Below are 26,083 nucleotides of genomic sequence, written 5' to 3' on the forward strand. Positions count from 1 at the left end.
GCATGTTCATCACGCCGCTTTCCTTTCTGTCGCGACCTGGAAGCCAGCCTTTTCTTGGGTATCCAGCAATTGGGCGATTTCCTGACATGTACGGGTGACAGCGAGTTTCAACGCCTCGTCGATATGGACGTAACCCTGCGTAACGCTCTGAGCGGCATGGCCGAGAAGCGCTCGAATGGTGAGTTCGGAAAAGCCGAGATCGCCGGCCACGCTGCCGAAGGTGTGACGTAGCGTATGCGGAGTGACGTTTTCGATGCCGACAGTTGCACATAGCCGAGCAAGGCAGGCCTTCGCTGCCGTATAATGACCTTCGCCGACGTCAGACGGGAATACATATGGGCAGCCCTCACGTATGGGCTGATCGGCGGCAAGCTTGGCGGCAGATGGTCCGATCGCCCGAATTTGTGCATCGCCTTTTGTGTCCGGAAAGCTCACATATCCGGGCTCTTCGTGCAGCCAATCGCGTTGAAGTCCCTGCGCCTCCGAAATGCGAAAGCCTGTGAGAAGCAGGAATCGAACGATTGCAAGGGCGACGGGATGTTCGCCATTGCGCGCAGCATGACTCATGGCCCTTCCGAGCTTCTTGATCTCCGTGGTGGAGAGGCGCCGCTGTTTCCGGTTGCCGGCCAGCTTCCGTGCGCCCCTGCTCGGATGATCCGCTATCCGATCGAGGCGGGCGCCATGGTTGAGGATGCTCTGCAAGGTGGCAACGCTTCGGGCAGCAACACCGGGTCCGCCTGTCGTAATCCCACCTCGGCCTTTTCCCCTCGGCTTGGCTGTCTTTCCTGCTGCAATATCGGATTGCATCGTTTCGATATCTATGACTTTGAGAGTGCGGACGATGCGCTCTCCGAGAAGAGGCTTGATGTGCGTCTCGATGCGGCTCTTGTCCATTGACAGAGTCGATTTCTTGATCGCGCGATTGCGCCGACCCAATATGCGTCCAGCCTCGGCCTCCTCGAGATACCAATCGCAAAGGGCCGCGACCGTGACTTCGTCTTGAGGGTTGAGTGCGATTTCAGCGGGATCGTCCCCGGCAGCAACTGCCCCCAATTTGATCTTGGCTTGATCGCGCGCATTTTCGACCGTCATCACGCCGTAGCGGCCGACATTGATCCGCCGGCTTTTTCCGCTGGCATTTCGATACTGAACGATAAAGGTCTTTATGCCGGCTTTGGTCACTCGCACGCCAAAGCCCTTCAGCTCACCATCCCATAAGAAGGCCTGGCCCGAGGCAGGGGCTTTCAACGCATCTACAGCTTTCTTTGTTAGTTTGACCATCTTGGCACCGCCCTAGTCATCTGCTTACATAGACAGCAGCATAACAGCCGTGTAAGCAATATGTAAGCAAAAAGAAGGAAAATGCGGGCGGCTGCCGGTGGTAAGCGGCGGAGTCATCGTAACAGATTCTTTGTTTTTAAGTATGTTAGGTGGGTATCGGCGGTTCTAGCGAAGAGCAAGCTGGACCTTGCCAAGGTTGGGGTCGAGGGTTCGAATCCCTTCGCCCGCTCCAGTTTTTCCAGGAAAACCAATAGTTTGCGAGTCGCGGCGCAGGGGCGGGATGCCGCTTATTTGCGTCAGTTCACCACCAGTTCACCACCAAACGCGCGTGCCAACGGAAACTCATGGCTATTGTGGCGGAGTATGGAGGGGAACGTCTTCCCCTGCCGGTGAGCCGCGTTCCGCGTCTCCCCGGACCCCTTCGTACGGGACTGCCGCCCCGTAACGCCCCGCCAGAGGAAGAGTAAGGCCGGTTGGCCGTGACGGGTTGAGGGCAGCGAGAGAGGCTTGCTGCCGGCCCGTCGCGGAGAAGCTGCGATGGCACATGCACGCCACCGTTCCGCCAGAGAGCGGACGAACCTTTACGAACAGATCACCAACCGGATTATCGCCGAACTGGAAGCGGGGCGCATCCCCTGGGTCCAGCCCTGGGGATCGGCAAAGGCCAGCGTCGGTATGCCCTACAATGCCGTCAGCGAGCGGCGTTACAGCGGCATCAATATTCTCACGCTCTGGGATGCGATCGTCTCGCGCGGCTTTGCGTCCCACGCCTTCCTGACCTTCCGACAGGCCATCACGCTTGGCGGTAATGTCCGGCGCGGCGAGCAGGGCATCGGCGTCATTTACACACGCCGCTTCATCCCGCGCGATGAGCACCGCCGCGCCGACATCGAAGGCCGCGAGCCTTCGGGCGGCATTCCCTTCCTCAAGTGGTTCACCGTCTTTTCGGTTGAGCAATGCGACGGGCTGCCCGCACATATCTGCGAACCGCCACCGCCTATCCCGGAAGGGCTTATCCTTCCGCAGGCAGAAGCGCTGATTGCGGCGACCGGCGCCGACTTCCGCATCGGCGGTCCCTCGGCATTCTATTCGCCGACGCGCGATTATGTGCAGGTGCCACGGCCTGATGACTTCTTCGACCCCGTGAACTGGCACCGGACGGCGTTTCACGAGCTTGGTCATTGGGTCGGCGGCGCCACGCGACTCAATCGGGATCAGAGCGGTGTCTTCGGTTCCGTGGCATATGGAAAGGAAGAGTTGTGCGCGGAGCTGACGGCATCGTTCGTCTGCGCCGCCCTCGGCATTACGCCCACGGTCCGGCATGCCGACTACATTGGCTCCTGGTTGGAGATCATTCGCGGGGACGATCGCGCGATCCTGCGCGCCGCCAGCGCTGCCTCGAAGGCCGCCGACTACCTGCTCGCCTTTCGCGCCGAAACTGAGATCGCCGCCAATGACGATGACCCCGATCCCGACCCGGATGGATCGATGGCCATGGACGGGAGGATCGCGGCATGATCCTCGTCACACCTGAATTGCGCGACCAACTGCGCGCCAATCACCGCGCCCGCTGCGAGGCGCTTCGCCGCGGCGAACGCGCGCCGGACCTGATGCCGGTGGTCCGCTTCTTCAATCCCCTTGGCCCCGCCACCTGGCTCGCCACGGAGCTGGATGAGGACGGGATTCTCTTTGGCCTCGCCGATCTCGGCTTCGGCTGTCCGGAACTGAGGAGCTTTGCGCTGGAGGAACTGGAATCGATCCAGCTTCCCTTCGGTCTCGGCATTGAGCGCGATATCCTTTTCGAGAGCGAGTTTCCGCTCTCGGTTTATGCCGAGGCCGCTTCCCGCGCCGGATCGCTGGTCGAGGGCGAACGGAACCTCCACGGTGACGCGCCGGATGCGGACGGTAGCCTCCGTTAGCCGAATGTGCGCGTGCGCGATCATGACCGTTCATGAAGCCGACCGGATCATCTGACGCGGCGTGAGAACAGTCTACAAAACGAATATCGCTCGACCAGGCCCAAAGGCGCGAGAACTCGACAAATTGTTCACTGGCACTGGTTACCATAGCGGTGTTTGTCAGAGGAGGAATGAAGCGTGGAGCTGATGCAAATCAGTGCCGATCCATCCCGTCATGTTGCGCGGTTGCCCGACCTTGACGTGGCGGTTCGGCGGATATTCCCGCTCGGCCGTTTCCTCGACGTCCTTCGGTCGAAGGCAATGGGATTGGTCGCGCCCCATTCCTGGGAAGATCCGCGCGAGGATCCGGTAGCCTTGTGCATGCTGGAGGGAAGCAAGCTCTCTCCGCCGAAGGGACAACAACCGCTCTCCGCCTATCTGGCGCCGGTCTGGGCGCAATGCTGGTCGCTCAATCCCGGTTCGGACACCTTGCTTCGCGCTTATTCGCGCGTGCGGATTGATCCACAAAGCCGGCGGAACAGCGATCCTGATGCGGAGGGCGTCATCGTCACAACGACCGTCCGGCATCTGTTGTCGGCAGCGGAAGGCTGGCATGCCGACGGTGCCGATAGTCATTTCGTGATCGGCGGTGTCGACTATGTTGAAGACAGCGAAATCGGCCAGCGCATTGTCAATGCGTGCAACACCGACGGGTACGGACCTGCCTTCTTCCGGACCGTGCCGGGACGCGCCGAATCGCTCCTTTGGAAGCGGATATATTTCTCACATGAGCAGGAAGTGCGGCTGATGCTGATCGCACGTACCTGGCCGAAGGATCAGTCGGTGCCTCAAGTTCGCAACGTCCGGGTTGATCCGAACAGACTCTTCCACAGCATCAGTTTCGATCCCCGGCTCATCTCCTTCGAGGCAAAGGAGCGGGAGGCCGAGGTGCGCGATGCAGGCTATAGCGGTGAAATTCGACCGGACCAAAGCTATCAGAAGATCGTCAATCTGCTGGAAATGCGCCGGGACTGGCCCGATCCCTGACAGAATTATTTCCCATCAATCTGGTCGATCAGGCGCTGGACTATCCCGATCGGCGTGTCGTCGATCGGCCGGATGGTCTCGCCGCAACCTGGGCACTCGACCGTGCGCTCCAGTCGCAAAGTCCGATAGCTGACGCTGAATTCCCGCCCGCAGACCGGGCAATCGGCCTGTGCCCTGATGCCGTCCAGATCATTGGCCATGGCGCGTCAATAGCACAGCCGGACCAGCGACACCAAAGGCCGAGACCGCCCGCCTGCGGCGGGCGCGAGAGGAAGAGGAAGGCCGGGGGCCTACGTGACGGGCTGGTAGCCGGGAGAGAGTCTCGCGGCGGCCCGTCATGGAGAAGCCCCATGGCCAAAGCGCCTCAGAAACTCGTCCTCAGCGGCTCGCGCGACATTCCGTTCGACCGCCTGCATCTGTCCCAGTCCAATGTCCGCCGGGTGAAAGCCGGCGTATCGATCGGCGAGCTGGCGGAGGATATCGTCCGCCGCACGCTGCTCCAGAGCCTCAACGTGCGGCCCATCCTCGACGCGGATGGCGAGGAGACCGGCCAGTTCGAAGTGCCGGCCGGTGGCCGGCGGTTCCGCGCGCTCGAACTGCTGGTGAAGCAGAAGCGGCTCGCGAAGGACGCGCCTATTCCCTGCGTGGTCAAGGCAGCCAATGATGTCGTCTCCGCCGAAGAAGACAGCTATGCGGAAAACACCTTCCGCGAGCAGCTTCACCCTCTCGACCAGTTCCGCGCCATGCGGGCGATGGTGGACAAGGGCCAGGATATCGAATCGATCGCCGCACACTTCCTGGTGACGCCGGCCGTCGTGAGCCAGCGGCTGAAGCTCGCCAAGGTCTCGCCCAGGCTGCACGAGGTCTATGCCGAGGACGGCATGACGCTGGAGCAGCTCATGGCCTTTTCCGTCTCCGATGACCATGAGCGCCAGGAGCAGGTCTGGGAACTGCTTGCTCACAGCTACAACCGGTCGGGCGCCTATATCCGGCAGAAGCTGACCGAGAACAGCGTGCGCGTCGCGGACAAGCGGGTGCGGTTCGTCGGGGTCGAGGCCTATGTCGAGGCCGGCGGCGGCGTGATGCGCGACCTGTTCGAGGAGGACGATGGCGGCTGGCTGACCGATCCCTCGCTCCTCGACCGGCTGGTCACCGAAAAACTTCAGGTCGAAGGCGAGAAGATCGGCACCGAGGGCTGGAAGTGGGTCGCGACCGCCGTCGACCTGCCCTGGGGTGTTACCAACGGCCTGCGCGAGATTGACGGCGTGCCAGTCCCGCGCACTCCCGAGGAGGAGGCGCGGCTCGCGGAACTGGAGGCCGAGGCCGAGAAGATCGAAGCGGAATGGTCCGACGACCCGAATGTGCCGGACGAGGTGCATGAGCGCATTGCTGCCATCGATGTCGAGATCGGCGCGCTGGTCGAGCGACCGCTGACCTTCGACGCGCAAGAGATGGCGCGAGCCGGCGTGTTCGTCTCGATCGAGGTCGATGGATCGCTCTGCATCGAGCGCGGCTATGTCCGTCCCGAGGATGAGCCGGTCATCGAGAGCGAAGACGGTGAAGCCGATGCCGTTTGCGGCGTCGACGGCGCATCTGCCGGAGTGGAAGGCGATACGCTGGCCGGCACGACCGAGACCAATGTCGTGCCGATCGGCACGACATCTGGCGGGGATGACGAGGAGGATGGCGAAATCCTCAAACCCCTTCCCGATCGCCTCGTCGCTGAACTGACCGCCTGGCGCACGCTTGCCCTGCAGGATGCCTTCGCGCAGAACCCGTCCACGGCCTTCGCGGCGGTGCTGCACGCTTTCGTGCTCAGCACCTTCTACACCTACAGCCGCGAATCCTGCCTGGAACTGGCGCTCAGCAAGGTGTCGTTCGGTTTCGCGCCCTCGGGCTTGCGCGACGGCGCGCCGGCCAAGGCGATTGCGGAGCGCCACAAGCGCTGGGCCGACCGGCTGCCGGACAGCGACAAGGATCTGTGGGACGCGTTGCTCCAGTTCGACGGGGCCGAACAGGCCGCCCTGTTCGCGCATTGCGCCTCACAGGCATTGAACGCGCAAGCGGAGGTGGTGCCCAAGTATGACAATGGCCGCATCTCGAAGCACAGCATCGAGCGGCGCATCGCGCACAGCCATGTCCTCGCGCGGGCCGTCGGCCTCGATCTGGTCGGCGCGGGCTGGCGTCCGACGGTCGAGGGCTATTTCCGCAGCGTGACCAAGCCGCGCATCCTCGCCGATGTCGCGGAGGCCAAGGGATCGAAGTTCGCCGAAATGATCGACCATCTCAAGAAGGGCGACATGGCGAACGAGGCCGAGCGGCTACTGGAGGACGCCAGTTGGCTTCCCGAGCCGATGCGGACGCCCGAACTGCTCGATGCGCCTGCCGACGATCCGGCAGCGGAGATCGACGCCGCCGAACTGCCGGCCTTTCTCGATGACGAGGTGCAGCCGGTCGATGTTGATGATGACGACGGTGAAGCCGTCGCAGCAGCTGCCTGATGCCTGGGCGGGGCGGTTTCGGCCGTCCCGTCCATCCCCTCTTCCATCATTCGAGCCCGGCGTATTTCGCGTCGGGCTTTCGCATTTTCAGGAGACATAGGATGCAAACTTCCCAGATCGATACCGCGACGCCGGATGAACTAGCGCCCGTCCTGCTGCTCGCCCTCGGGCGGCTTGGGCAGCTTGGCCGCCCCGGCGCCATCACCCTCGCGCGGCGACTCGAGGACGACGACGCAGATTTCGACGAGGCGGCCGAATGGATCGCCGACATCGCCTCCGGTGGCCTTCGGGAATGACCCGGCACCGCCATTCATCCTGTTTTCGTCAATCCCCAGAAGCCCGGCCCCTGCGCCGGGCTTTTGCCTTTCAGGAGATCCGCAATGACCGACGCAACCCAGCCCGCCATCGACATGGCGGCAATCATGCAACGTTTCTCGCAGTGGGAAGCCGACGCCGCAAAGCTCGTTCCCGAAAACAAGGCAAGGCTGTTCGCCTGCCTCGCTTCGGCGGGCATCACGCTCGTCACCGTCACCTTCGATGGCTATGGCGATAGTGGTCAGATCGAGGATGTCGCCGCCTTCATCGGCGATCAGCCGGCCGAACTGCCCGGCGGCACCGTTGACGTGATGAGGCTGGATCATGGCGCCGACCAGCCTGTGGCCAACCATCTCTCGCCAAGCGAAGCCATCGAGGATCTTGCCTACGACTTGCTGCGTCAGACGCATTGCGGGTGGGAGAACAATGACGGCGCTTATGGCGAGTTCACGTTCGACGTGACCGCCGGGACGATCACGCTCGATTATAATGAGCGGTACACCGCGTCCGAAACCTACGCGCACGAATGGTGAGGAGGCGATGATGGGACATTGTTATCACCATGCGCTTTCTTCGGTCCGCAAATGGGGCGGCGAGCCGGAAGACTATCTGCCGCTCCACCAGTGGTTCGACGAATCCAAGGCGATCACTGCGGATTTCCGGCACCGCGCACTGCGTCATCACGCCGAGGGCATCTTCATGCTCGAGCGCTTCTTCGGAACGACGATCACCGTCTCGACGGGGCGCGTAATTCCCGTTCGCCTTGTCGGGGAACAGCATGTTCGCGAGGATCTGGGGTTCATCCCGAGCTTCGCCGACTGGGTCCGTTGCATCCGGCCCGAGCCCTGGATGGGCCGTGCGCAGCCGATCCACCGCGACCTCGATCCGTTCGAGGCCGTCGCCGCCTGAAAAGTGGCGCCCACGCATTGTCAAACAACCACTGCCCTCGGCGCCCATCGCCGGGGGCAAAACATATCAAGGAGCCAGACGATGGCCGACTATTACACTCCGACCGTGGTCGAACCGTTTATTCCGCTCAGCGCCATGCTGCCGATCGAACGCCTGTTCCTCGCACAGGTGTTCGATGAGGAAATCGCTGACGAGACCGCCTATTACTACAGCGAGGACGGTGCCAACGACCTTATCTTCCTGCCCGCTGCCGACGTCCGTGCGGCCCTTGACGGGGCCAAGCCCGACACCAGCCGTCTTGCACAAGAGCTGCTCGACGAGCAGCCCGATGCGATTCTTGGCGAGGATGACATCGAACTCGACATGTGCGGCGACCTCTGGGCCGACGTGTTGCAGGACATTGTGCGCCGCTCGCCAGACCTCGATCAGCTGACTGTGACGATGGCCTTCACCTGTTCAAAGATGCGGGTCGATGGCTTTGGCGGGCTTGCCATGCTGATCACCGCCGAGACCATCCGTTCAGAATCGACCAACACACTGTTCGACCGCTTCTACACGGAAGCTCAGGCCAACGGGGAGATCGGTCATGGCAATCCCTGAGTACGCCCGCGCCAATTTCGAGACGCTGGTGAAGGCCGCCAAGGCGGGCGATCTGGCGCTGATGGAATGCTCGGAAGTGGAAAGCGGCGAGACACGCTATGTAATCTGCGCCGTTGGACGCGATAACGGCGACTATGTGATGACGCCATTCGGTCATCTCGCCCCCGGCAATCCCTACGAAGCCTATATCCCGCCCGCCTGAGCAAGGCGCGGTCACTCGGAGCACCGAGGCGAGTTTGATGACAGTCTCGTTCGAGCCAGGAGCTCTTTGCGCTCAGTCGCCAATCAGACGCCGTCTGCGAATGGATGACGCCGCAATGTCGAACGAGGAAAAGACGCCATTGGCAACACGCTGCTCTTCTCGCGGAACATGTCCATTGCGCAGGTCGCATTCATCCCTTGCGCGCGAAGCCTCTTTCGCGCGCCGATGATCCGAAAAGCTGAAACGGCCAATATACTGCATATCTTGCTCCGTAATCATTCTGACCGGTAGGCCTTGACAGTCAATAGCAGCCTGCAATCGTCCGTATTTCCGGGCTCAACGATGTACAAGTCTCGAACTGCCTCCAGCCGGCCGTACGAATCCCATTGGTTTCTTACTCGTAGCCGTGGCGGTCGAGAACGCTGGGTACTGGGAAAGATATCGTGCTCGATCCCGGGAAACGGGATATCCTCCCTTCACCGGTCATTAATGCCTGGTGCGTATGAGAGGTGCATGTCCTCGTGTACTGGACATACCCGCCCGGACGTACCTTGATATCGGCGGGCACATCGAGTACATAGGAGTGGCAGGGAGACCTGTAAGGTGACTTGTCCCGACCGTGTGTTTGGCGAGCACCGTGGCTACCCAGGGCCTCAAATCCCTGGTTGCCGGCCACCATTCTCCCTCAACATTTTCATGAGCCGCCCTTCGGGGCGGCTCTTTCTTTTTACAGCACTTCGATGCCGAAACGATCCCGCAACCCTTGGGCGTTGAGCTCCTCGGCGACGATCCATTTCCGGGCATAGGCAACGACATCGGCCAGCTGAAGAAGCCGGGATGCGGTAGAATCCAGACGAACGATTCGATTGACGCCCTTGAAGCGGCCATCATCCAGACGCGCGCGATCCAATTCGGTCATGAAGTCCGGGTGATCGTTATGGTGATTGACGTCCGTTATGATATCGACATTGGCAATCGTGTTTCGGCCAAGGACCGTACGAAACCGTTTCAACCCGATCTTCACGGTTTCCACGACTGCCCGCGCGTAAAGAACTGGCGGATCGCCATCCTGCGCCGTGAATTTCTGGTTGAGCATGATGACCCGGTCCTGCGGGGCATTGTTCCAAAGGCGATGGAGCAGTCCCTGGAGATAGCCGTCGCTCATGTTGGCAGCATGCACTTCATTGGCATTGGGCTCCAGCAGATCGCTGAAGCACTTGTCGAGCCGGCCCGCTTCATTGGCCAGCACGAACACCGCGCCGAGATGGAACGAGGCGGTCCCCGCCGTTCCATATTCGTCGACAAAGCAAAGCACCTTCTTGTTGAGACGAACCGCCACTCAGCCCCCTTCCGCCGGGGTCGCGACGGCTTTGCCGCGACGGCGGATACCGGGGCGTGCAACGGCCTTGCGGACCGCGCGGGCTTCTTCTGCGGCTTCGCGGAAATCGGGCTCGATCTGGGCCAGCCTGTCCACGAGCCCCTGCAGATCGTACTCGTTTGAAATCTTTCCGCGGTGCGATGCGCGCCGTTCAATTCGCTGGACGAACCCAGCCTCCTCCAATTCCGCAATGTAACGCTGCACCTGCCGTTCACTCAGGCCGAGACGCTGGGCGAGATCGGCCTTCTTCGGAAACGGCTTGCGGCCAGCATCCCACCAGAAATCGGCGAGCTGGATCAGAACGGCAAGTTGCGTGGGGCTAAGGCCCAAACGGCGTTGAGCGCGCAGCAGCAGCGACGGGAGAATGCAAAAGCCGAGGGCGATGACCTTGGCTCCCCATTTTTTCTCGGATGCCCCGTTGCGTGCGGGCCGTTTGCTCCCAGGGTTGGATTTGGTCTTGTCAGTCAAAGGCGTTCTCCATATCCTGCACATGTAGCTGAAACGGCGCCAAGACAAGATTGAGCGACCAGTCATATACGACTGGTAGGGACTGGTCAATTATGACTGGTAGATGTGGACCTGCCTGTCTTGTCTTAATAAGGATGCAGGTAATCCGGACAAGTTGGGAAACGGATTAACCGAGTATCAGGACTACCCGTCCTGGATGTCCGGTCGGTTTCGTCAAAATTCACGAATCAAGCACGGGGCGGTGGCGTCGCTAAAGGTCGCGTCAAGCGATGGGTTACCCCCCGGTCTGCTCGAATCCCGCTGATTTGTCTTCCTTCAGGCAACTGGCCAGGTTGAAAATGCTGGGCATCGGGAAAGACAGCGCGCTTGGTCCGGCGCGAGAGGGAGAGTCCTGACCGGGAGGAAGGAACCCGGCCGGGCCTTAAGAGGGAGAGCATCCGGCGGGTTTCACCTGTTCCCGCTCTTCCGGAGGCCTTCACTCATGACCCATATCCTGTCCGACGCGGCGCCTTGCGCCGCGCCTCTTGCTGCTGCGTCCCGTTTTGCGGCGCGGGTTGACACCCTCTTGGCTGCCGCGCACAGCATGCTGCCGGCACTTGAGGCGGGCCGTCCCATCGATGCGGCACAGCTCCGTTCGGCCATGACCGACGCCTTTGGCGCAAGCGATTCCGAAGGCGCCTGGGACTGGAAAAGCGCCTACGACGCTTGTGAGGTCGCCGAAATCCTGTTCCTGCGCCGTTATGGCCAGGCCATTGTCGGCCGCGCGACGCCAAGCGCGCTGGCGCTGATCGAGCGCATCGCGGCATTGATGCCTACGCACACCCGCCGCTCGGAAACCTCCCTGGCTCTGCAACAATTCTCGACGCCGCCCGGCCTTGCCTTCGTCGCGAGCACAGCGGCCGCGATTCATCCCGGCGATCATGTGCTGGAGCCTTCCGCCGGCACCGGCATGCTCGCCGTCCATGCCCTGCTGGCGCGGGCTGGGATCACGCTTAACGAGCTCGGCGAGACCCGCGCGGAATTGCTGCGGCTGCTGTTTCCGGACGTGCCGGTCTCGGGCCATGATGCAGCCTCGATCGACGATCGGCTACCATCCGCCGTCCGCCCGAGCGTCGTGCTGATGAATCCGCCCTTCTCGGCGGTCGCGCATGTCGATCGCACCATGAAGGACGCGGCGCTACGCCATATCGCCTCAGCGCTGGCGCGTCTGGAGTCGGGCGGCCGCCTGGTCGCGATCACCAGTGCGAGTTGCGCCCCTGATGCACCGGCCTGGCGCGACGCCTTCGCGCGGCTCCAGGAGACGGGCCGCGTCCTCTTCACCGCCGCGATCGACGGCAAAGTCTATGCGAAACATGGCACGACGATCGACACCCGGCTGACTGTCATCGACAAGCTCCCGGCCGAGGATCCGGGCCAGTTTCCCGAAAGCGCGGGCGTCGCGCCCGACACCGCTACCCTGCTCGCCTGGGTTCAGGCACAGGTTCCGCCGCGCTCGCCCACCACACCGTCACCGGTCGCTGTCCTGCCGGTCACGGCATCGACTTCGCTAGCACGAACGAAAGTGCGCGCTGCACCGACCGTCTCAGCGCCTTCGTCGCCCGAGCCGGAAGCGGTCGAGGTGGCCTATGACATCGTGGACTGGATGCCGCCGGCCGAACGCCTGGGGGACAACATCTATGAGCCCTATGCGCTCCAGTCGATCACGATCCCCGGCGCAGCCACGCATCCGACGCCGCTGGTCCAGTCAGCGGCGATGGCTTCGGTCGCACCGCCCAAGCCCTCCTACCGGCCGCATCTGCCGCCGCAACTCGTAACGCTCGGTATATTGTCCGACGCCCAGCTCGAATCCGTCGTCTACGCGGGCGAGGCACATGGTGGACATCTGTCGGGCGCATGGAAGGTCGATGCGACTTTCGATGTCGTCACCGCCGCGCCGGAGGATGCCGAAGACGCCGTGAAGTTCCGGCGCGGATGGTTTCTGGGCGACGGCACCGGCGCGGGCAAAGGGCGCCAGGTCGCGGGCATCATTCTCGACAACTGGCTCAAGGGCCGCCGCCGCGCGGTCTGGATTTCGGTATCGGACCGCCTGCTTGAAGATGCGCAGCGCGACTGGTCGGCACTCGGTCAGGAACGCCTGCTGGTAACGCCGCTCTCGCGCTTCCGCCAAGGGACGGACATCCGGCTCGGCGAGGGCGTGCTGTTCACCACTTACGCCACGCTCCGCTCGCGGGAACGTGGCGGCAAGAAGTCGCGTGTGGAGCAGATCGTCGAATGGCTGGGGCCGAATTTCGATGGCGTGATCGTGTTCGATGAGGCGCACGCCATGGCCAATGCCGCCGGTGGCAAGGGGGAGCGCGGCGATGTCGCGCCGTCACAGCAAGGCCGTGCCGGCCTACGGCTTCAGCACGCACTGCCCAATGCCCGCGTCGTCTATGTCTCGGCGACCGGCGCGACCACGGTGCAGAACCTCGCTTATGCCCAGCGGTTGGGCCTGTGGGGCGGCGAGGATTTTCCGTTCGCGACGCGGGGCGAATTCGTCAGCGCGATCGAGAATGGCGGGGTCGCTGCGATGGAGGTTCTGGCCCGCGATTTGAAGGCCCTCGGCCTCTATGCCGCCCGCTCGCTGTCCTTCGACGGCGTCGAATATGAGATGCTCGAGCACAAGCTCACCTCGGAGCAGGTCCGCATCTACGACAGTTTCGCATCGGCGTTCGAGGTGATCCACAACAACCTCGACGCCGCGCTCGAAGCCGCCGGGGTCACCAGCGCTGCCCATGGCACCTTGAACCGCCAGGCCAAGGCTGCCGCGAAATCCGCCTATCAGGGAATGCTCCAGCGCTTCTTCAATCACCTCATCACCAGCATGCAGACCCCCAACGTGATCGCCAACATCGAACGCGATCTAGAGGCAGGCCATGCCGCCGTGGTGCAGATCGTCTCGACCGGCGAGGCCTTGCAGGAACGCCGCCTCGCCGAAATCCCGGCCGATGAATGGAATGACGTCTCGGTGGACATCACGCCGCGCGACGGCGTTCTGTCCTACCTCCAGCACAGCTTCCCGGTGCAGCTCTACGAGCCGTTCACCGACGGGGACGGCAATCTCTCTTCCCGGCCGGTCCACGACGAGGACGGCAACCCGGTCGTCAATCGCGAGGCCGTGCGTCGCCGCGACGCTATGATCGAACGGCTCGCGGCGCTTCCGCCCGTTCCCGGCGCGCTCGACCAGATCGTCCAGCATTTCGGGACGGACATTGTGGCCGAAGTCACCGGGCGTTCGCGCCGCGTTGTTCCTCGGTGCAATGACGATGGCACAGTCCGCTTTGCGGTCGAGAACCGTCCCGCGTCGGCAGCGCTGCACGAGACCGACGCCTTTCAGAATGACACCAAGCCCATCCTCGTCTTCTCCGAAGCCGGTGGAACGGGGCGCAGCTATCATGCCGATCTTGGCGCCGCGAACCAGCGCCGCCGCGTCCATTATCTGCTCGAAGCAGGCTGGAAAGCCGATGCTGCGATCCAGGGGTTCGGCCGCACCAACCGTACCAATCAGAAGCAGCCACCGCTGTTCCGGCCGGTCTCGACCGATGTGAAGGCGCAGAAGCGCTTCATCTCGACCATCGCTCGGCGGCTCGACAGTCTTGGCGCGATCACCCGTGGCCAGCGCCAGACCGGCGGTCAGAATATGTTCCGGCCCGAGGATAATCTCGAAAGCTGGTATGCCCGTGATGCGCTGCGCCAGCTCTACGTCCTTCTCGCGCGCGGCAAGGTCGAAGGCTGCTCACTCGCCCGCTTCGAAGCGGCGACCGGCCTGTCGCTGCAGGGCAGCGATGGTGGCCTCAAGGACGAACTGCCGGGGATCAACACCTTCCTCAACCGCATGCTCGCGCTCACGGTTGCGATGCAGAACCTGCTGTTCGAGGCGTTCGAGGGTCTGCTTGTCGCCCGGATTGAGCAGGCGCGGGCATCGGACAGCTACGAGATCGGGCTGGAGACCCTGCAGGCCGAAAGTTTCCGCATCGTCGGCCGCACGCCAATCTACACCCATCCGGGCACGGGCGCGCAGACGCAGCTTCTGACCATCGAGCGCAAGGACCGGATGACGCCGCTATCATTGGAAGATGCGCTGGCAATGGTCGAAGGCAAGGGGGCGAAGCTGCTGGTCAATAGCAGGACCGGCCGCGGCGCCGTCCAGCGCCGGGCGCGCAGCGTGACCGATGACGATGGCGCCGTCCATCCGCGCCTGCGCCTGGTCTGGCCGCTGAGCGATAGCGTTGTTCCGGCGGAAACGCTGCTGGCGAGCCAGTGGGAAGAGGCCGACCGCGACACGTTCAGCGCAGCATGGGAGGCGGAACTGGCAGGACTGCCAACGCACGAGACCTCGACCCTGCACATGGTCTCCGGCCTGCTGCTACCGATCTGGAGGCGACTGCCCGACGAATCGACGCGCGTTTATCGCCTCCAGAGCGATGACGGCGAACGTGTCATCGGCCGCCGTGTGTCTCCGGCCTGGGCGGCAAGCGTCGCCAATGACGATGGCCCGGTACGGCTCTCCGGCGAGGAAGCGCTGTCGATGCTCATGTCCGGCGAAGCCGTGTTGCATCTGGCGCAGGACCAGAAGCTCCAGCGTGTCCGTGCCATGCACGACTGGCGGATCGAGCTCACCGGGTTCAATGATCTGGGTGTCGAGCGTCTCAAGGCCATGGGCTTGATCTCGGAGATCGTCTCGTGGAAACTCAGGCTCTACGTGCCGGCAGGGGCTGTCGGCGCCGATGTGCTGGACCGGCTGCTCGAACGATATCCGATCGAACGGCTCTCCGCGCGCAAGGCCGCCTGAGGAGCCCCACGATGCAGAGCCCCGCAACCATCATTGCCGAACGTCTCGCCGAGAATGCGGAGGGCGTCTGTCGCCGCTACCTGTCCAACGGGCACCGGGAAGGCCGCTACTGGCTGGTCGGCGACGTTCACAACACACCGGGGCGAAGCCTCTATGTGCGCTTGGTCGCGTCCCCCGATGGGCGCGGCCAAGCCGGCAAATGGACCGATGCGCAGAGCGGCGATCATGGCGATCTGCTCGACATCATCGCCATCGCTCGGAACTGCCGGACCATGCGCGAGACGCTGGACGAAGCCCGGCATCATCTGAGCCTGCCCATTCCGCTGCTGTCCGAGAACAAGCCGGCTAAACGCAGCAAGGCACCGACCGGCACACGGCAAGCAGCGCGGCGGCTCTGGGCGGCATCGAAGCCGGTCGCGGACAGTCCGGTCGCCGCATATCTCGCGTCCCGGCAGATCATTGATCTCACCAGCTGCGAGGCGCTGCGCTTTCACGGCAACTGCTGGTATCGTCCGTCGAAGGATGATGCACCCGATACGCGTCCCGCATGGCCGGCAATGATTGCGGCTGTCACCGATCTCGACGGCAGCATCACCGGGGTCCACCGGACCTGGCTGGAACCGGGCGGCGCGGACAAGGCTCCAGTCGCCTATCCGCGCCGCGCCATGGGTCATTTGCTCGGACACGGCGTCCGGTTCGGGCAGGCTGGCCCCGTCGTGATGGTGGGCGAAGGCATCGAGACCATGCTGTCGCTGCGCCAGGTCATGCCGATGATGCCCGCGGTCGCCGGGCTCTCGGCGGCGCATCTCGCTGCCATCCTGTTCCCGGCCATGCTGCGTCGGCTCTATGTCGCACGCGATGACGACCCCGCCGGCGCGGGGGCGTTGAAGACACTTACCGAGCGGGCGGTCCCGGCGGGGATCGAGGTCATGCCGCTCGAACCCAGGCTCGGGGATTTCAACGACGATCTTGCCACCTTTGGGCGGGAGCGGCTCATTGCGAGGCTGCGGGATCAACTCCGGACGGAGGATGCGGAGCGCTTCCTGATGCGGAGGTAAGGGCTGGGATGCGGGGAACGTCCGCGGTCTTTGGTGATCGTCATCATCACCGGCATCTTCGAGACGCCGCGCGCTCGTGCCTTCGGTAGAGGGCGACTGCGGCAAACGGATCGGGACGGCAATGGCGGAAGGGCAGCTATTTTCCGCCGAACCTCCGGTTCTTTGCATCGCGAAGCAAAATAGCCGCCCGCCCGCCATCCTCCGCTTCGCTCCGGCCGTGCCCCAAGCGGCGCGGTTCTGTCCCGCTCTGCCTGCCGCTGGGCGTCGCCACGAAGGCCGCGAGAGGCGTGGCTGTCAGATGACGGAGATTTTCGATGGCGACCGACCAGGACGACGGACATGAAGCCCAGCCCGGCTCCACCGCTTACCTGCTTCAGGAAATGCAGCTCTATGGCTACCGTCCCTTCGAGGACGAACCCGACCATCGCCCCTTGCCGGACGATCGCATCGCCGGCGGCGCCGTCGCCGAGATGTTCGACGCGCTGGTCTCCTGCCTGATCGACACACGGATCGAACCCGACCTTGAGGATCTCGCCTGGGGCGTCGTCAACGTCTTCCACCGCGCCAGCGAGCGGATCGAGCGCGAGCTCGACGACAATGAGCAAGCGCAGAAGCGACTTCAGCGCGAGCAGGACGGCAGCGAGGTGAAGTCGGTCGAACTGGAGCGCAAGATCGCCGAAGGCATCACCATGATCGAACGCCGCGACACGATGGAATTCTTCCGCGACGCCGCCGCCGACCAGTTCCGCATCCATATCCGCAAGCCCTGGCTGCCGCGTTCTGGGCCGATGGTCAATCATAAGGCACTGACCTCGGCAGTGCTCGACAGCCGCAAGGCGCTCGACAAGCGCGCCTGGGAGAAGCAGCGTGTCTTCGATCCCGATGGCGTGCGCATCGCCTTTACCGGCGGCGCCGACTGCAACGATCACCAGCGCATCTACGCCGTGCTGGACAAGGTCCTTGCCCAGCTTCCGAACCTCATCTTGATGCACGGCGCGACGCCGACCGGCGCTGAACGCATCGCCGCCTGCTGGGCGCGCGACCGCGGTGTGCCGCAGGATCCCTACCGGCCCGACTGGAACCGCCACAAGAAGGCCGCGCCGTTCAAGCGCAACGATGTCATGCTGGAGAAGATGCCCCGGGGCGTCATCGTGTTTCCGGGCACCGGCATTCAGGACAACCTCGCCGACAAAGCCCGCAAGATGGGCATTCGCGTCTGGGACTTTCGCAATCGAGCACGCGATTAAATCCTTCTTGAGTGTGGCCTACGGGATAGAAAAGCCGAATAGCATCGATCCGCAGGCATGGAACCGAGCTAAGCGACCCCGCTATCGCAGTGCATTTCGCTTCCTTTGATCGAGAGGGCTTCAGTACTGAGCGGCCAACCTTATCGCCGGCGGAGCCGTTTGCGTACAGCTTCGTCAGTGTCGTGCCATTCGGCTTGACCATCATACGATTGCGCAACCTGCTCCAACATTCGAGAAGTGATCGGATAGTCGACCTGCATCTGGCGGCTGAAAGCTCGATATTTCGACGCTAGATTGCGCTCCTGACCGCCTCCCGGACCGCGCCACGTCGCGCCGCGACTGTTGTGTAGCCCAATCTCCATACCCCTGATCATTCGATCATTTCCGCACGCTTCGAGCGCATCGCGAACCGCTTCATTCGGCCAAATACCATCGGCGCCAGGGCCCGTCCGGCCAAGCAACTGTCCAATCTGACTGTCGCCGACGTTGCTGCGGCCGACCAGCCGCAGCCGCTCACGCACGTCTACGAGCCATGCCAACAAGGCAGTGCTGTCGACAGTTCCATCATCCTGAGTGCCCGGAGTGCGCTTGAGCTTGTCGAGCACGCGGTAAACATTGCTTCCGATCGCCTGCATGTCACGACCTTCCGGAATTCGGAGCTCCGGAGGGTCTTCGCCGCTGTCGTCGCGGCGATAGAGCAGCGATACGAGTTGCACGAAGTCGGCAGGAGCTTCCTCGATCCGCAATTCGAGATTGGGAATTCCGTGCCGGGAATGCGTCAGGGCATTGATGAACAGATACTCATACTGCGCAAGCTCGGCAACAGAGGCGGCCCCACTAGCCTGGAGTGCATCGAGGGCATCCGAGATGGCACCTGCATTGATCTGGACCTCGCGCTCCAATTCTTCAGTGGGCTGGATCAAAGCCTTCATCAGTCTCGCAAGAATTGCACCGTCGAGACGCTTGAACTCGTGCGACATGGAATTGAATGCTGAAATCGGGCGGTCGACATCGAGCAGCCGCTCGACACACAGGTTGAGTTCGCTTTCGCTCTGCCGCCAGCCATAGGGTACGACTTCACGCCAATAGGGCACCTGGAGATCGGGGCGCAGTTCGGTCAGCAGGCTCCATGTGCTCCCTTCGAATGGGGCATATTTGACGAGAGTGAGCGCCGCCGCGTCGTCCAGCCCGGGGACTAGCGTGCGCAGGATCACTTCTCGCTCATCGTCGGCCAGCGCCTGCAATACGCCTTGCAGACAGCCAATCCAGTAGCGCTCATTGGAGCTTTCGAGGCGTGCCAGGATTGTCGCGACCAGATCCGCCCTCTCGCCATCCGGCGTGAGCTTGCACAGATAGTGGCCAACCGTGTGCCAGGCGTTCACTGAGGAGAGGAGTCGTCCGACTCCGTCGAAGCACAGTCCATCGCGAATTTCAGCGATAGCGCTACGGCGCAGGGCATCGATATGTGCCTCGTGCTTGTTATAGTCGAAATCATCGTCCCAGATATCGTCGCCGGACTCGGAAACCCATTGCTCGGCGAACAGCCATCGATGGCGTTCAACCAGGTCATCGGGCGCGAGCGCTTCGAATATCGCTCGGCGGATTTTGTCGACGTTGCCGGTTCGGACCTTCTTGCGGTTTCGGCGCGAAAGGACCGAGCGCCGCATATGCTCGCGAAGCGTTGCGCGTTCTTCGTCGCTCGGGCCATTATCGATCCAGCGCTGGACGCGAGCCCAAACGGCGAGTTGATCCTTGTTGGTCATTTCGGCTGATTCGGAGATCAAATCCGACAGCTGGGACAGGTCGAGCCACCGCCAGTCGAGCATGAGATCAAGCGCATGGCGACGCATGCGATAGTCTTCGTCATAGGTTGCGCCGCCCGCACCTGCCGCATCGGTGCGCCAGCGCGGCGTGGCATTAGGGGAGGCCGAGCGATGGCCCGTTTCGATCTGGGCCTTGCAGAGGTTCCAGCCGACCAAGGGAAACTCCCGAACGATCATGTCGAGCAGTGCGAGACGCTGGTCGATGTTGGCTGCGGTCTGCGGCAGCCATGAACGGACCAGAGATTCCATGCTGTTCTCGGGTTTGTTCACCCAATTATCGTTGATCGGCACTTCGCAGAGGCGAGCGAGGACACGGGCAACGCGGAACAGATGGGCTTCGTTCCATGCGATCACCTCGAGTGCCCATAGCAGTCCGGTTCGGTCCGGACTGTCAAAGCCGCCGCTCTTGACCGGGCGCAGCATCGCCAGGAGCTGCGGGTCATCGGATCGCAGGTCGAGTTCAACGGCTTCTAGGAAAGCGCGCGGCGATGCCTCAGCGAGAAGTGGCAAATCCGACTGCTGCGAGAGCCACTTGCGCGCTTCGACTGCGTGGAGCAGCCTGGAGACAAGGGCGTCAACGCGGATGCCTACTGGGTTGACCTGCGACCCGAGCACACGATCGCCATAAACCGCAAACAGGACAAGCAGCTCGCTGACCGCCGCGCGCATCGATCCGGAAATATCACGCTTCTTGCCATAGATGTTGGCCGACCACCGTTCTTCGGGGGGTAGATCAAGCGCAGGATCATCCTCAGACAGAATGAACTCGGCGACCTCGAAAAAGCGGTCGATATCGTCCTGATTGAGCGCGGCGCCGGCAGTGAAAAGTGCATCCTTGCGTGACACCAGGCCGCGATAGTTGCCGATCGCCCAGACAGGAGCCTCAGGCAGAGAAAGCAGGTCGATCAGCTCCTCCTCGACCTCTTCGAAGGATTTTCCGGCAAGCTCGGCGACCAGCATGCGGTCGGCCTCAACTGTACGATTCCAAGCGCCCGCAAGTAGCATGGGCATAAGCTTGCGGAGTAGCGCCTTCTCGCTCGCCCAGTAGGGCAGTCGGAGTTCGGGCGTTAGCGCCAAGCGGCGTCGCAGGATCGTAGGGGAGAGACCAGATTCGTCACTAAGCTGCTCGCGCAGATGTTCCTCGACCCCCATATCTTCGAGCGCCATGCCGAAGCATTCGCTGCTTGGAGTCTGGAGGGTCAGGTCGGCATCGTTCTCTACACTCGTGCGCGGGCGTACCACGATCACACGATTGCGCCTTGTGAAGCTGCTCGCAGCGAGCTCGGTTTCGCGATCGGCGGCGATCAGGATGGCATCGGGCGATGCCGCCGCGAGGCGGACGAGGGCGTCTGCATCGGTTGCGAGCACGGCACGATCATGCAAGACACCGGCGGTGCCATCGGGTTCGAGCAGGGCGCGAGCGAGAAAAGCCAATGCCTCGTCCGCCGAATCCGCCACGATCACAAACGGATGCTCGTTGTTGCCTTCGATCCAGTTCACCAGCGTCTGGCGCCGTTCCTTGATTGCTTCATCGAAGAGCAGGGGCGACAGCTTTGGCGAAGTCGATTCCGTCCAGCGCCTCCAGCATTCGGCAACGGGAACAATACCGTCCAGGCTTCGGCCCAGTTCGCGGGCGAACCAGAGTTGGGTTGTTGCCGAGCGTTCAAGCCATTGCTCAAGATCTACCGCGTCATAGGCGCGTACGTCGCGCCACTGTCCAAGGCTGCGCTGCTTGGCAACCCACGCCTCCTTGCCCTGCCAGTTCTGGGCCGTCACGAAGACGAATGTCATTGCTGCCCGCTCGGATGCCGGGAGCTTGGAACGCGCTTGAATATCGCGATTCGGCTTGCCGGGCAGATCGCCTGATACCGACAGCTCCCAGCCGGCCTTTCTATCAGGTACCCAATGGCCGGGACTATCGACTTGCGTCGATCCATCCCAGCCCTTGCGTTCGCCCGCATCATAGCCGGGAAAATCGACTTTCGCCGCAGGGTCGACATCGGCATGAACCAGGCGCCGCACGAGGACAGGGAGGTGAGTGCGCGCTTCAATCGTGCCCGCCCAATTGGCGATTTCTGTCGATGTGATCTTGAGATAGCCGGCAGCCTCCTGTCGCGCCGCGCGGACCTCTGTTGCCGCTTTCTCCGCCTGCTCTTCGAGCTCCGCTTGCCGCCGGATAAGCATGTTTGCATCGGCACCGAAGGTGCGTTCAAGCTTCAACGCCATATCGCGCGAGAGCTTAGCCTTGCCGTTCAGGAGATTGGACAAAGCGGGCCTGCCCACCCCGAGTTGGCGCGCGGCATTGCTGACCGATAGGTCAGCGGGCAGAATCTTTTCTCTGATATAGGGACCTATCGAATCCACGCTACACCGCGTATCCTGTATTGCAGACGCTACAGTTATCGTCTATCAGGTGCCTGCCGTCAATGGAAATAGCTGATCCCATGAGCAATATGACGCTGCGCCTGGGCCTGAGCCAGGGCCAACATCCGCAGGCCTCTTTGGTTATCCGCGCGGCGATCGAAGCTGGGCGCATCAAGCCGTTGGCACAGGACCAAGGTCGCCGCAATGCGCGCTATATTCCCTTCTGGGCGTAAGCCATCAAACTCGCGCGTCCGCGCCGCTCACACGCCGAACGGCGGAGCCCGGCGCAATGCAAGCTCGCCCGCCCGGGCAGGCAAGGATACATAGGAATGCGGTTCATCGCCGACGGTCCATCGCTCCCGGACGAGCTGCTCACCGCACGCGATGCTGGTCAAGTGCTCTTTTTCTGCGGCGCCGGAGTATCGCAGGCCAAGGCCGGCCTCCCCAATTTCGCGACGCTCGCCGGGAAGGTATTGACCTTGCTCGGATCCGCCCTCGATAGCCCCGCACGCCGCCTGTTTCAGAGCGCGCAAGCCTTCGAGGAAGCGAGCGGGCTCACCGGCCTCGTCGCCACGGACCGCATCTTCGGGATGCTCGAACGCGAGTTCGAGCCGAGCGAAGTCCGCGAGGCGGTCGCCTTGGCGCTAAAGCCCGAGCCTGGCTATGGGCTCGATGCCCATCGGACAGTGCTCGATCTAGCCCGCACGCGATCAGGCGTTGCACGTCTGGTCACCACCAATTTCGACCTGTTGTTCGAGGAATGCGATCCGACGCTGGAAAGCAGCAATCCGCCCCGGCTTCCAGACCCAGGGCGCGAGCTCGATTTTCGCGGAATCGTGCATATCCATGGCCGGGTCGATCCCGACTATCGACGTGCCTGCGACGATGAATTCGTGTTGTCGAGCGCCGACTTCGGCCGGGCCTATCTCGCCGATGGCTGGGCAACCCGCTACATTCAGGCGCTGCTCGGCCGCTTCAAGATCGTATTTGTCGGCTATTCCGCCGATGACCCGCCGGTGCAGTATCTCCTCGAAGCGCTCAATCGATCCGAGGATCGGCCAAATGGACTCTATGCCTTTCAGGCTGGTGAGATCGCCCAGGCGACCGAGCAATGGGCGCATAAGGGCGTCTGCCCGCTCCCCTATTCCAGCGCGAACCAGCATGCAGCTCTATGGGATACATTGGGGGCATGGGCTGAGCGCGCCCGCGATGTCGATGGCTGGCACCGCCAAGTGATCGCAGCCGGCGTTACCGGCCCGGAAGCTGCCTTGCCATACCAGCGTGGTATAATGGCGCACATCGCGGCCACCACAGCGGGCGCACGCCATCTTGCTGGTGCTGCCGAGCCGCCCGCGGCGGAGTGGCTCGCGATGCTTGATCCGGCAATGCGTTATGGCCAGCCCGGCCAGCTTTATCTCTATGACGACACAAGCGAGCGCTTCGACCCGTTCGACGCGTTCGGTCTCGATTCGGATGAGGCCCCCGAAGCCGCAGATCCTGACGACCGATTTGCCAGTCGGAAGGTTCCATCGGGAGCATGGGACGGCTTCGCATCGACAGACGAAGATCGCCGTGACCTGCCTGAAACCGGCGCGGGAAGGTTTCGTGGCAGCGGAGCGGATCAGCCCGCGAAGCTGCCAATCCGGCTATGGCACCTTGGCGTCTTTCTGCAGAAAGTTGCGCACCAGCCTGCTGCCTTGTGGTGGGCCGCACATCAAGGCCAGCTGCATTCGCACATCCAGCAGCAACTGGAATGGTCGTTGCGCCGCGAAGCAGCGCGCTATCCGCCCGTCATGCGCGATGGTTGGCGCGCTTTGCTCGCGGCCTGGCAACAGGGTGCGGTGGACCCGGACCGCGTGCGATATGATGTGGAAGAGCGCGCCAAACTCGAAGGCTGGTCATCAAGTCTCGTTCGCACATTGCTCGATTGCTACCGCCCGATCCTCGAGGTTAAGCCCGCCTTCGGCGTGCGCGCACCGGCCATGCGCGAGGATCTGACTCTAGGTGAAATGGTGCACGTCGGTGTCGAATATCCGCGCCCGCATGAGCCCCTCGCCATTCCAGACGAGCATGTCTCCTATGGAGTGAGCTTGTTTCGTCAGCATATCGAGCATGCGATCGTTCTCGAAGGCGAGGTGCGCGGGCGCGATCGGATCTTCTTCGATTCCACAAGAGCGGATGACGGCAAGGAACTGAGCGAGGACGAGTACGGATTTACCGGGCATCTTGTTGCCTTCACCAATCTTGTCCTGCGTCTGGCCGCTGTCGATCGCGACGCCGCGCGCCGCGAGGTTTTGCAATGGCCTGTAGGCGCCAACGAGGTATTCACTCGCCTGCGGATCTGGGCTGCCGGACATGCCGAGCTGGTCGATCCGACAGAGGCCGGCGAGATCTTTCGCTCACTGGACGAGGAATCATTCTGGTCAGACCAGCACGAACGCGACCTTCTCTATGCCCTGCGTGACCGGTGGTCTGAGCTGGAAGCCAGCGACCGGTCAGCTATCGAGGGCAGGCTCCTCACCGGAAACTTTCCCTGGTCCGAGCCGCGCGCTGACGAGGCCGTGGTTAATGCGCATTATCGCTTGAACCGCCTGCAATGGCTGCGCGACAATGGGATCACATTCGGTTTTGATTTCGAGACGGAGATAGCGAAGCTGCGAACCATTGCGGCGGATTGGGAGCCGCGCTTTGCCGGTCAAGCAGCGCGGCGACAGGTTGGCGAGGCCTATACGATCGAAACCGATACCGATCCCGCAGCCCTCGCCGACCTGCCTCTGGGCGAGATACTCCCGGCCGCCGCCGAGGTTGAAGGACGGGATTTCTACGAGCGCGTTCGGCGCGCTCCCTTTCGGGGCTTGACCGAAACGCAGCCCATACGCGCGCTCGGCGCCCTGACGAACGCAATGCGGAACGGGCAGTTTGAGCCGCATGCCTGGACTTCGCTGCTCAATGCCAGGGGTGAGAAACTGTCGCGACCACGCATGCTGACGGCCATAGGCCATCGCCTTGCGCGGCTCGATCTTGACCAGATCGATGCGCTCAAGCACCCCATTTCCGAATGGCTTCGTGACCATGGCGAAATCTTGCACGCCCGGCTCCCGGAGGTCTTCGACCTGGTGTGGAACGCCTTGATTGCGGCGCTGGCGGCCCATCCGTCGCCACCGAAATTTCGCCGGCCTGATGCGAGTTGGGTCGATGACGGGCTCAATCGCCCCGCAGGCCGGATGGTCGATGCGATGCTGAAAGATCCTGCCAAGGCAAATTTCGCGGCCGGAGCGGGTCTACCCGCTTCCTGGCGGAGCCGATTCGACCAGTTGCTCGCGCTCCCGCCGGATCATCGGCATCACGCGATTGCCATGATCACGCCGCGCCTGAACTGGCTCTTCAATATCGATCCCGAATGGGTCGAGGCCCGGCTTCTCGACCTCGCCGACCAGACGAATGCGGACGCCGAAGCTTTTTGGGGCGGCTATTTCTGGGGCGCGCGCACGCCGCAGCTCCCACTCTATCAGCGTCTCAAACCCTTTTTCTTCGCGCTGGCACGAAACGGTGTGAAGCGACGCGACCATGCCAACAAGCTCGCTGGCATGCTGCTGGCGGGCTGGGGCGGAGAGGAGGAAGCCCAGGAACCCGAGCGTCTGATACCCGACGTCGAATTGCGCGAAATTCTGATTCACGCCGATGAGGAGTTGCGCGCGCAGATGCTTGGCTATCTGGAGCGCTGGGCGCGCGAACCCAATTCGCGATGGCTCGATCGCGTTATCCCCTTCCTGCTCAAGGTCTGGCCGCGTCAGAGCGCCATCCGCACCCAGCGGATTTCGAGAAGACTTACAGAGTTGGCGCTTACCATGCCTGAACTTTTCGCCGACATTGTCGAGATCATCCTGCCTTGGCTGAAGCCGATCCGGGGTTCGGGGCTGCGGCTTGGTCCATTCCTCATGGGTGAAGATGGTATTGCCCAGCGTTTCCCTGTTCAGTTGCTGGAACTTTTGTGGACGGTTCTCGGCGAGGATCCGCTGGAATGGCCCTACAAGATCGGCGATCTTTTCGATGCATTGGAGGAGCAAGCAGAGGTTGCGGGCGATCCGAGGCTCGCCGAGCTTCGGAGACGACAGGCATAGCCTGATGAACGAACGACCAGTTTCGGGAAGCCGATTTCGC

At 62.6% G+C, this 26,083-nt stretch carries 20 protein-coding genes; 14 read left to right on the top strand and 6 right to left on the bottom strand.

From position 1 onward, the window contains the following. Positions 1-9 precede the first annotated feature (9 nt). Entirely contained in the window at positions 10-1,281 is a 1,272-nt protein-coding gene (locus CHB69_RS11700; protein WP_089216185.1) for a site-specific integrase, read from the bottom strand. 537 nt (positions 1,282-1,818) lie between these two features. Here CHB69_RS11700 and CHB69_RS11705 point away from each other — a divergent pair. The 3 genes from CHB69_RS11705 to CHB69_RS11715 all read left to right on the top strand — a co-directional run bounded on the left by CHB69_RS11705 (position 1,819) and on the right by CHB69_RS11715 (position 4,226). Further along, the gene (locus CHB69_RS11705; protein ID WP_089216186.1) at positions 1,819-2,799 is read left to right on the top strand and encodes an ArdC family protein; all 981 of its coding nucleotides are present in this window, start codon (positions 1,819-1,821) and stop codon (positions 2,797-2,799) included. Beyond that, on the top strand, positions 2,796-3,200 hold the full coding sequence (locus CHB69_RS11710) for a DUF2958 domain-containing protein (RefSeq protein ID WP_089216187.1): 405 nt from the start codon (positions 2,796-2,798) through the stop codon (positions 3,198-3,200). Before CHB69_RS11705 ends, CHB69_RS11710 begins: the two co-directional genes overlap by 4 nt. A 177-nt stretch (positions 3,201-3,377) precedes the next feature. Beyond that, positions 3,378-4,226, top strand: a complete 849-nt coding sequence (locus CHB69_RS11715) for a hypothetical protein (protein ID WP_141133971.1) — start codon at positions 3,378-3,380, stop codon at positions 4,224-4,226. Between the two features lie 5 nt (positions 4,227-4,231). Here the strand turns inward: CHB69_RS11715 and CHB69_RS11720 are convergent, their stop codons facing one another. After that, entirely contained in the window at positions 4,232-4,426 is a 195-nt protein-coding gene (locus CHB69_RS11720; RefSeq protein ID WP_089216189.1) for a hypothetical protein, read from the bottom strand. Between the two features lie 150 nt (positions 4,427-4,576). Between CHB69_RS11720 and CHB69_RS11725 the strand changes: the two genes are divergently transcribed. From CHB69_RS11725 to CHB69_RS11750, 6 genes are all read left to right on the top strand, one after another. After that, the gene (locus CHB69_RS11725) at positions 4,577-6,727 is read left to right on the top strand and encodes a ParB/RepB/Spo0J family partition protein (RefSeq protein ID WP_089216190.1); all 2,151 of its coding nucleotides are present in this window, start codon (positions 4,577-4,579) and stop codon (positions 6,725-6,727) included. A 101-nt stretch (positions 6,728-6,828) separates the two neighbouring features. Further along, positions 6,829-7,023 carry a hypothetical protein gene (locus CHB69_RS11730; RefSeq protein ID WP_089216191.1) on the top strand — a complete coding sequence of 65 codons (195 nt, stop codon included), beginning with the start codon at positions 6,829-6,831 and terminating at the stop codon, positions 7,021-7,023. 84 nt (positions 7,024-7,107) lie between these two features. Further along, positions 7,108-7,575, top strand: coding sequence for a DUF6878 family protein (locus tag CHB69_RS11735; RefSeq protein ID WP_089216192.1), 468 nt, complete (start codon positions 7,108-7,110; stop codon positions 7,573-7,575). Between the two features lie 10 nt (positions 7,576-7,585). After that, positions 7,586-7,951, top strand: a complete 366-nt coding sequence (locus CHB69_RS11740) for a DUF6915 family protein (RefSeq protein ID WP_089216318.1) — start codon at positions 7,586-7,588, stop codon at positions 7,949-7,951. A gap of 81 nt (positions 7,952-8,032) precedes the next feature. Continuing rightward, positions 8,033-8,551, top strand: coding sequence for a hypothetical protein (locus tag CHB69_RS11745; protein WP_089216193.1), 519 nt, complete (start codon positions 8,033-8,035; stop codon positions 8,549-8,551). Next, positions 8,538-8,753, top strand: coding sequence for a DUF6117 family protein (locus CHB69_RS11750; RefSeq protein WP_089216194.1), 216 nt, complete (start codon positions 8,538-8,540; stop codon positions 8,751-8,753). The genes CHB69_RS11745 and CHB69_RS11750 overlap by 14 nt, the downstream gene beginning before the upstream one ends. Before the next feature lie 72 nt (positions 8,754-8,825). On the opposite strand, the gene CHB69_RS19735 is transcribed toward CHB69_RS11750, so the two are convergent. The 3 genes from CHB69_RS19735 to CHB69_RS11760 all read right to left on the bottom strand — a co-directional run bounded on the left by CHB69_RS19735 (position 8,826) and on the right by CHB69_RS11760 (position 10,599). Further along, positions 8,826-9,014 carry a hypothetical protein gene (locus tag CHB69_RS19735; RefSeq protein WP_141133972.1) on the bottom strand — a complete coding sequence of 63 codons (189 nt, stop codon included), beginning with the start codon at positions 9,012-9,014 and terminating at the stop codon, positions 8,826-8,828. 466 nt (positions 9,015-9,480) lie between these two features. Next, complete coding sequence (locus CHB69_RS11755) at positions 9,481-10,092, bottom strand: DUF3800 domain-containing protein (RefSeq protein ID WP_089216195.1); 612 nt, start codon at positions 10,090-10,092, stop codon at positions 9,481-9,483. Then, positions 10,093-10,599 carry a helix-turn-helix domain-containing protein gene (locus tag CHB69_RS11760; protein ID WP_212541921.1) on the bottom strand — a complete coding sequence of 169 codons (507 nt, stop codon included), beginning with the start codon at positions 10,597-10,599 and terminating at the stop codon, positions 10,093-10,095. A 481-nt stretch (positions 10,600-11,080) separates the two neighbouring features. On the opposite strand from CHB69_RS11760, the gene CHB69_RS11765 reads away from it, so the two are divergent. The 3 genes from CHB69_RS11765 (at position 11,081) to CHB69_RS11775 (ending at position 17,735) form a co-directional block, all read left to right on the top strand. Beyond that, entirely contained in the window at positions 11,081-15,430 is a 4,350-nt protein-coding gene (locus tag CHB69_RS11765; RefSeq protein WP_089216197.1) for a strawberry notch-like NTP hydrolase domain-containing protein, read from the top strand. Positions 15,431-15,441: 11 nt separating this feature from the next. Then, entirely contained in the window at positions 15,442-16,488 is a 1,047-nt protein-coding gene (locus tag CHB69_RS11770; RefSeq protein ID WP_089216198.1) for a DUF7146 domain-containing protein, read from the top strand. Positions 16,489-16,802: 314 nt separating this feature from the next. Further along, positions 16,803-17,735, top strand: coding sequence for a DUF2493 domain-containing protein (locus tag CHB69_RS11775; RefSeq protein ID WP_089216199.1), 933 nt, complete (start codon positions 16,803-16,805; stop codon positions 17,733-17,735). Positions 17,736-17,875: 140 nt separating this feature from the next. Here the strand turns inward: CHB69_RS11775 and CHB69_RS11780 are convergent, their stop codons facing one another. Continuing rightward, positions 17,876-21,922 (bottom strand): helix-turn-helix transcriptional regulator, encoded by a 4,047-nt coding sequence (locus tag CHB69_RS11780; RefSeq protein WP_170935530.1) that lies wholly within the window; start codon positions 21,920-21,922, stop codon positions 17,876-17,878. A gap of 80 nt (positions 21,923-22,002) precedes the next feature. Between CHB69_RS11780 and CHB69_RS20125 the strand changes: the two genes are divergently transcribed. Both CHB69_RS20125 and CHB69_RS11785 read left to right on the top strand, forming a co-directional pair. Continuing rightward, positions 22,003-22,155 (top strand): hypothetical protein, encoded by a 153-nt coding sequence (locus CHB69_RS20125; protein WP_170935531.1) that lies wholly within the window; start codon positions 22,003-22,005, stop codon positions 22,153-22,155. A gap of 96 nt (positions 22,156-22,251) precedes the next feature. Beyond that, positions 22,252-26,043, top strand: a complete 3,792-nt coding sequence (locus CHB69_RS11785; protein WP_089216201.1) for an SIR2 family protein — start codon at positions 22,252-22,254, stop codon at positions 26,041-26,043. The last annotated feature ends 40 nt before the right edge of the window (positions 26,044-26,083 follow it).

Origin of the sequence: Sphingopyxis indica (assembly GCF_900188185.1) — a bacterium.
Classification (GTDB): domain Bacteria; phylum Pseudomonadota; class Alphaproteobacteria; order Sphingomonadales; family Sphingomonadaceae; genus Sphingopyxis; species Sphingopyxis indica.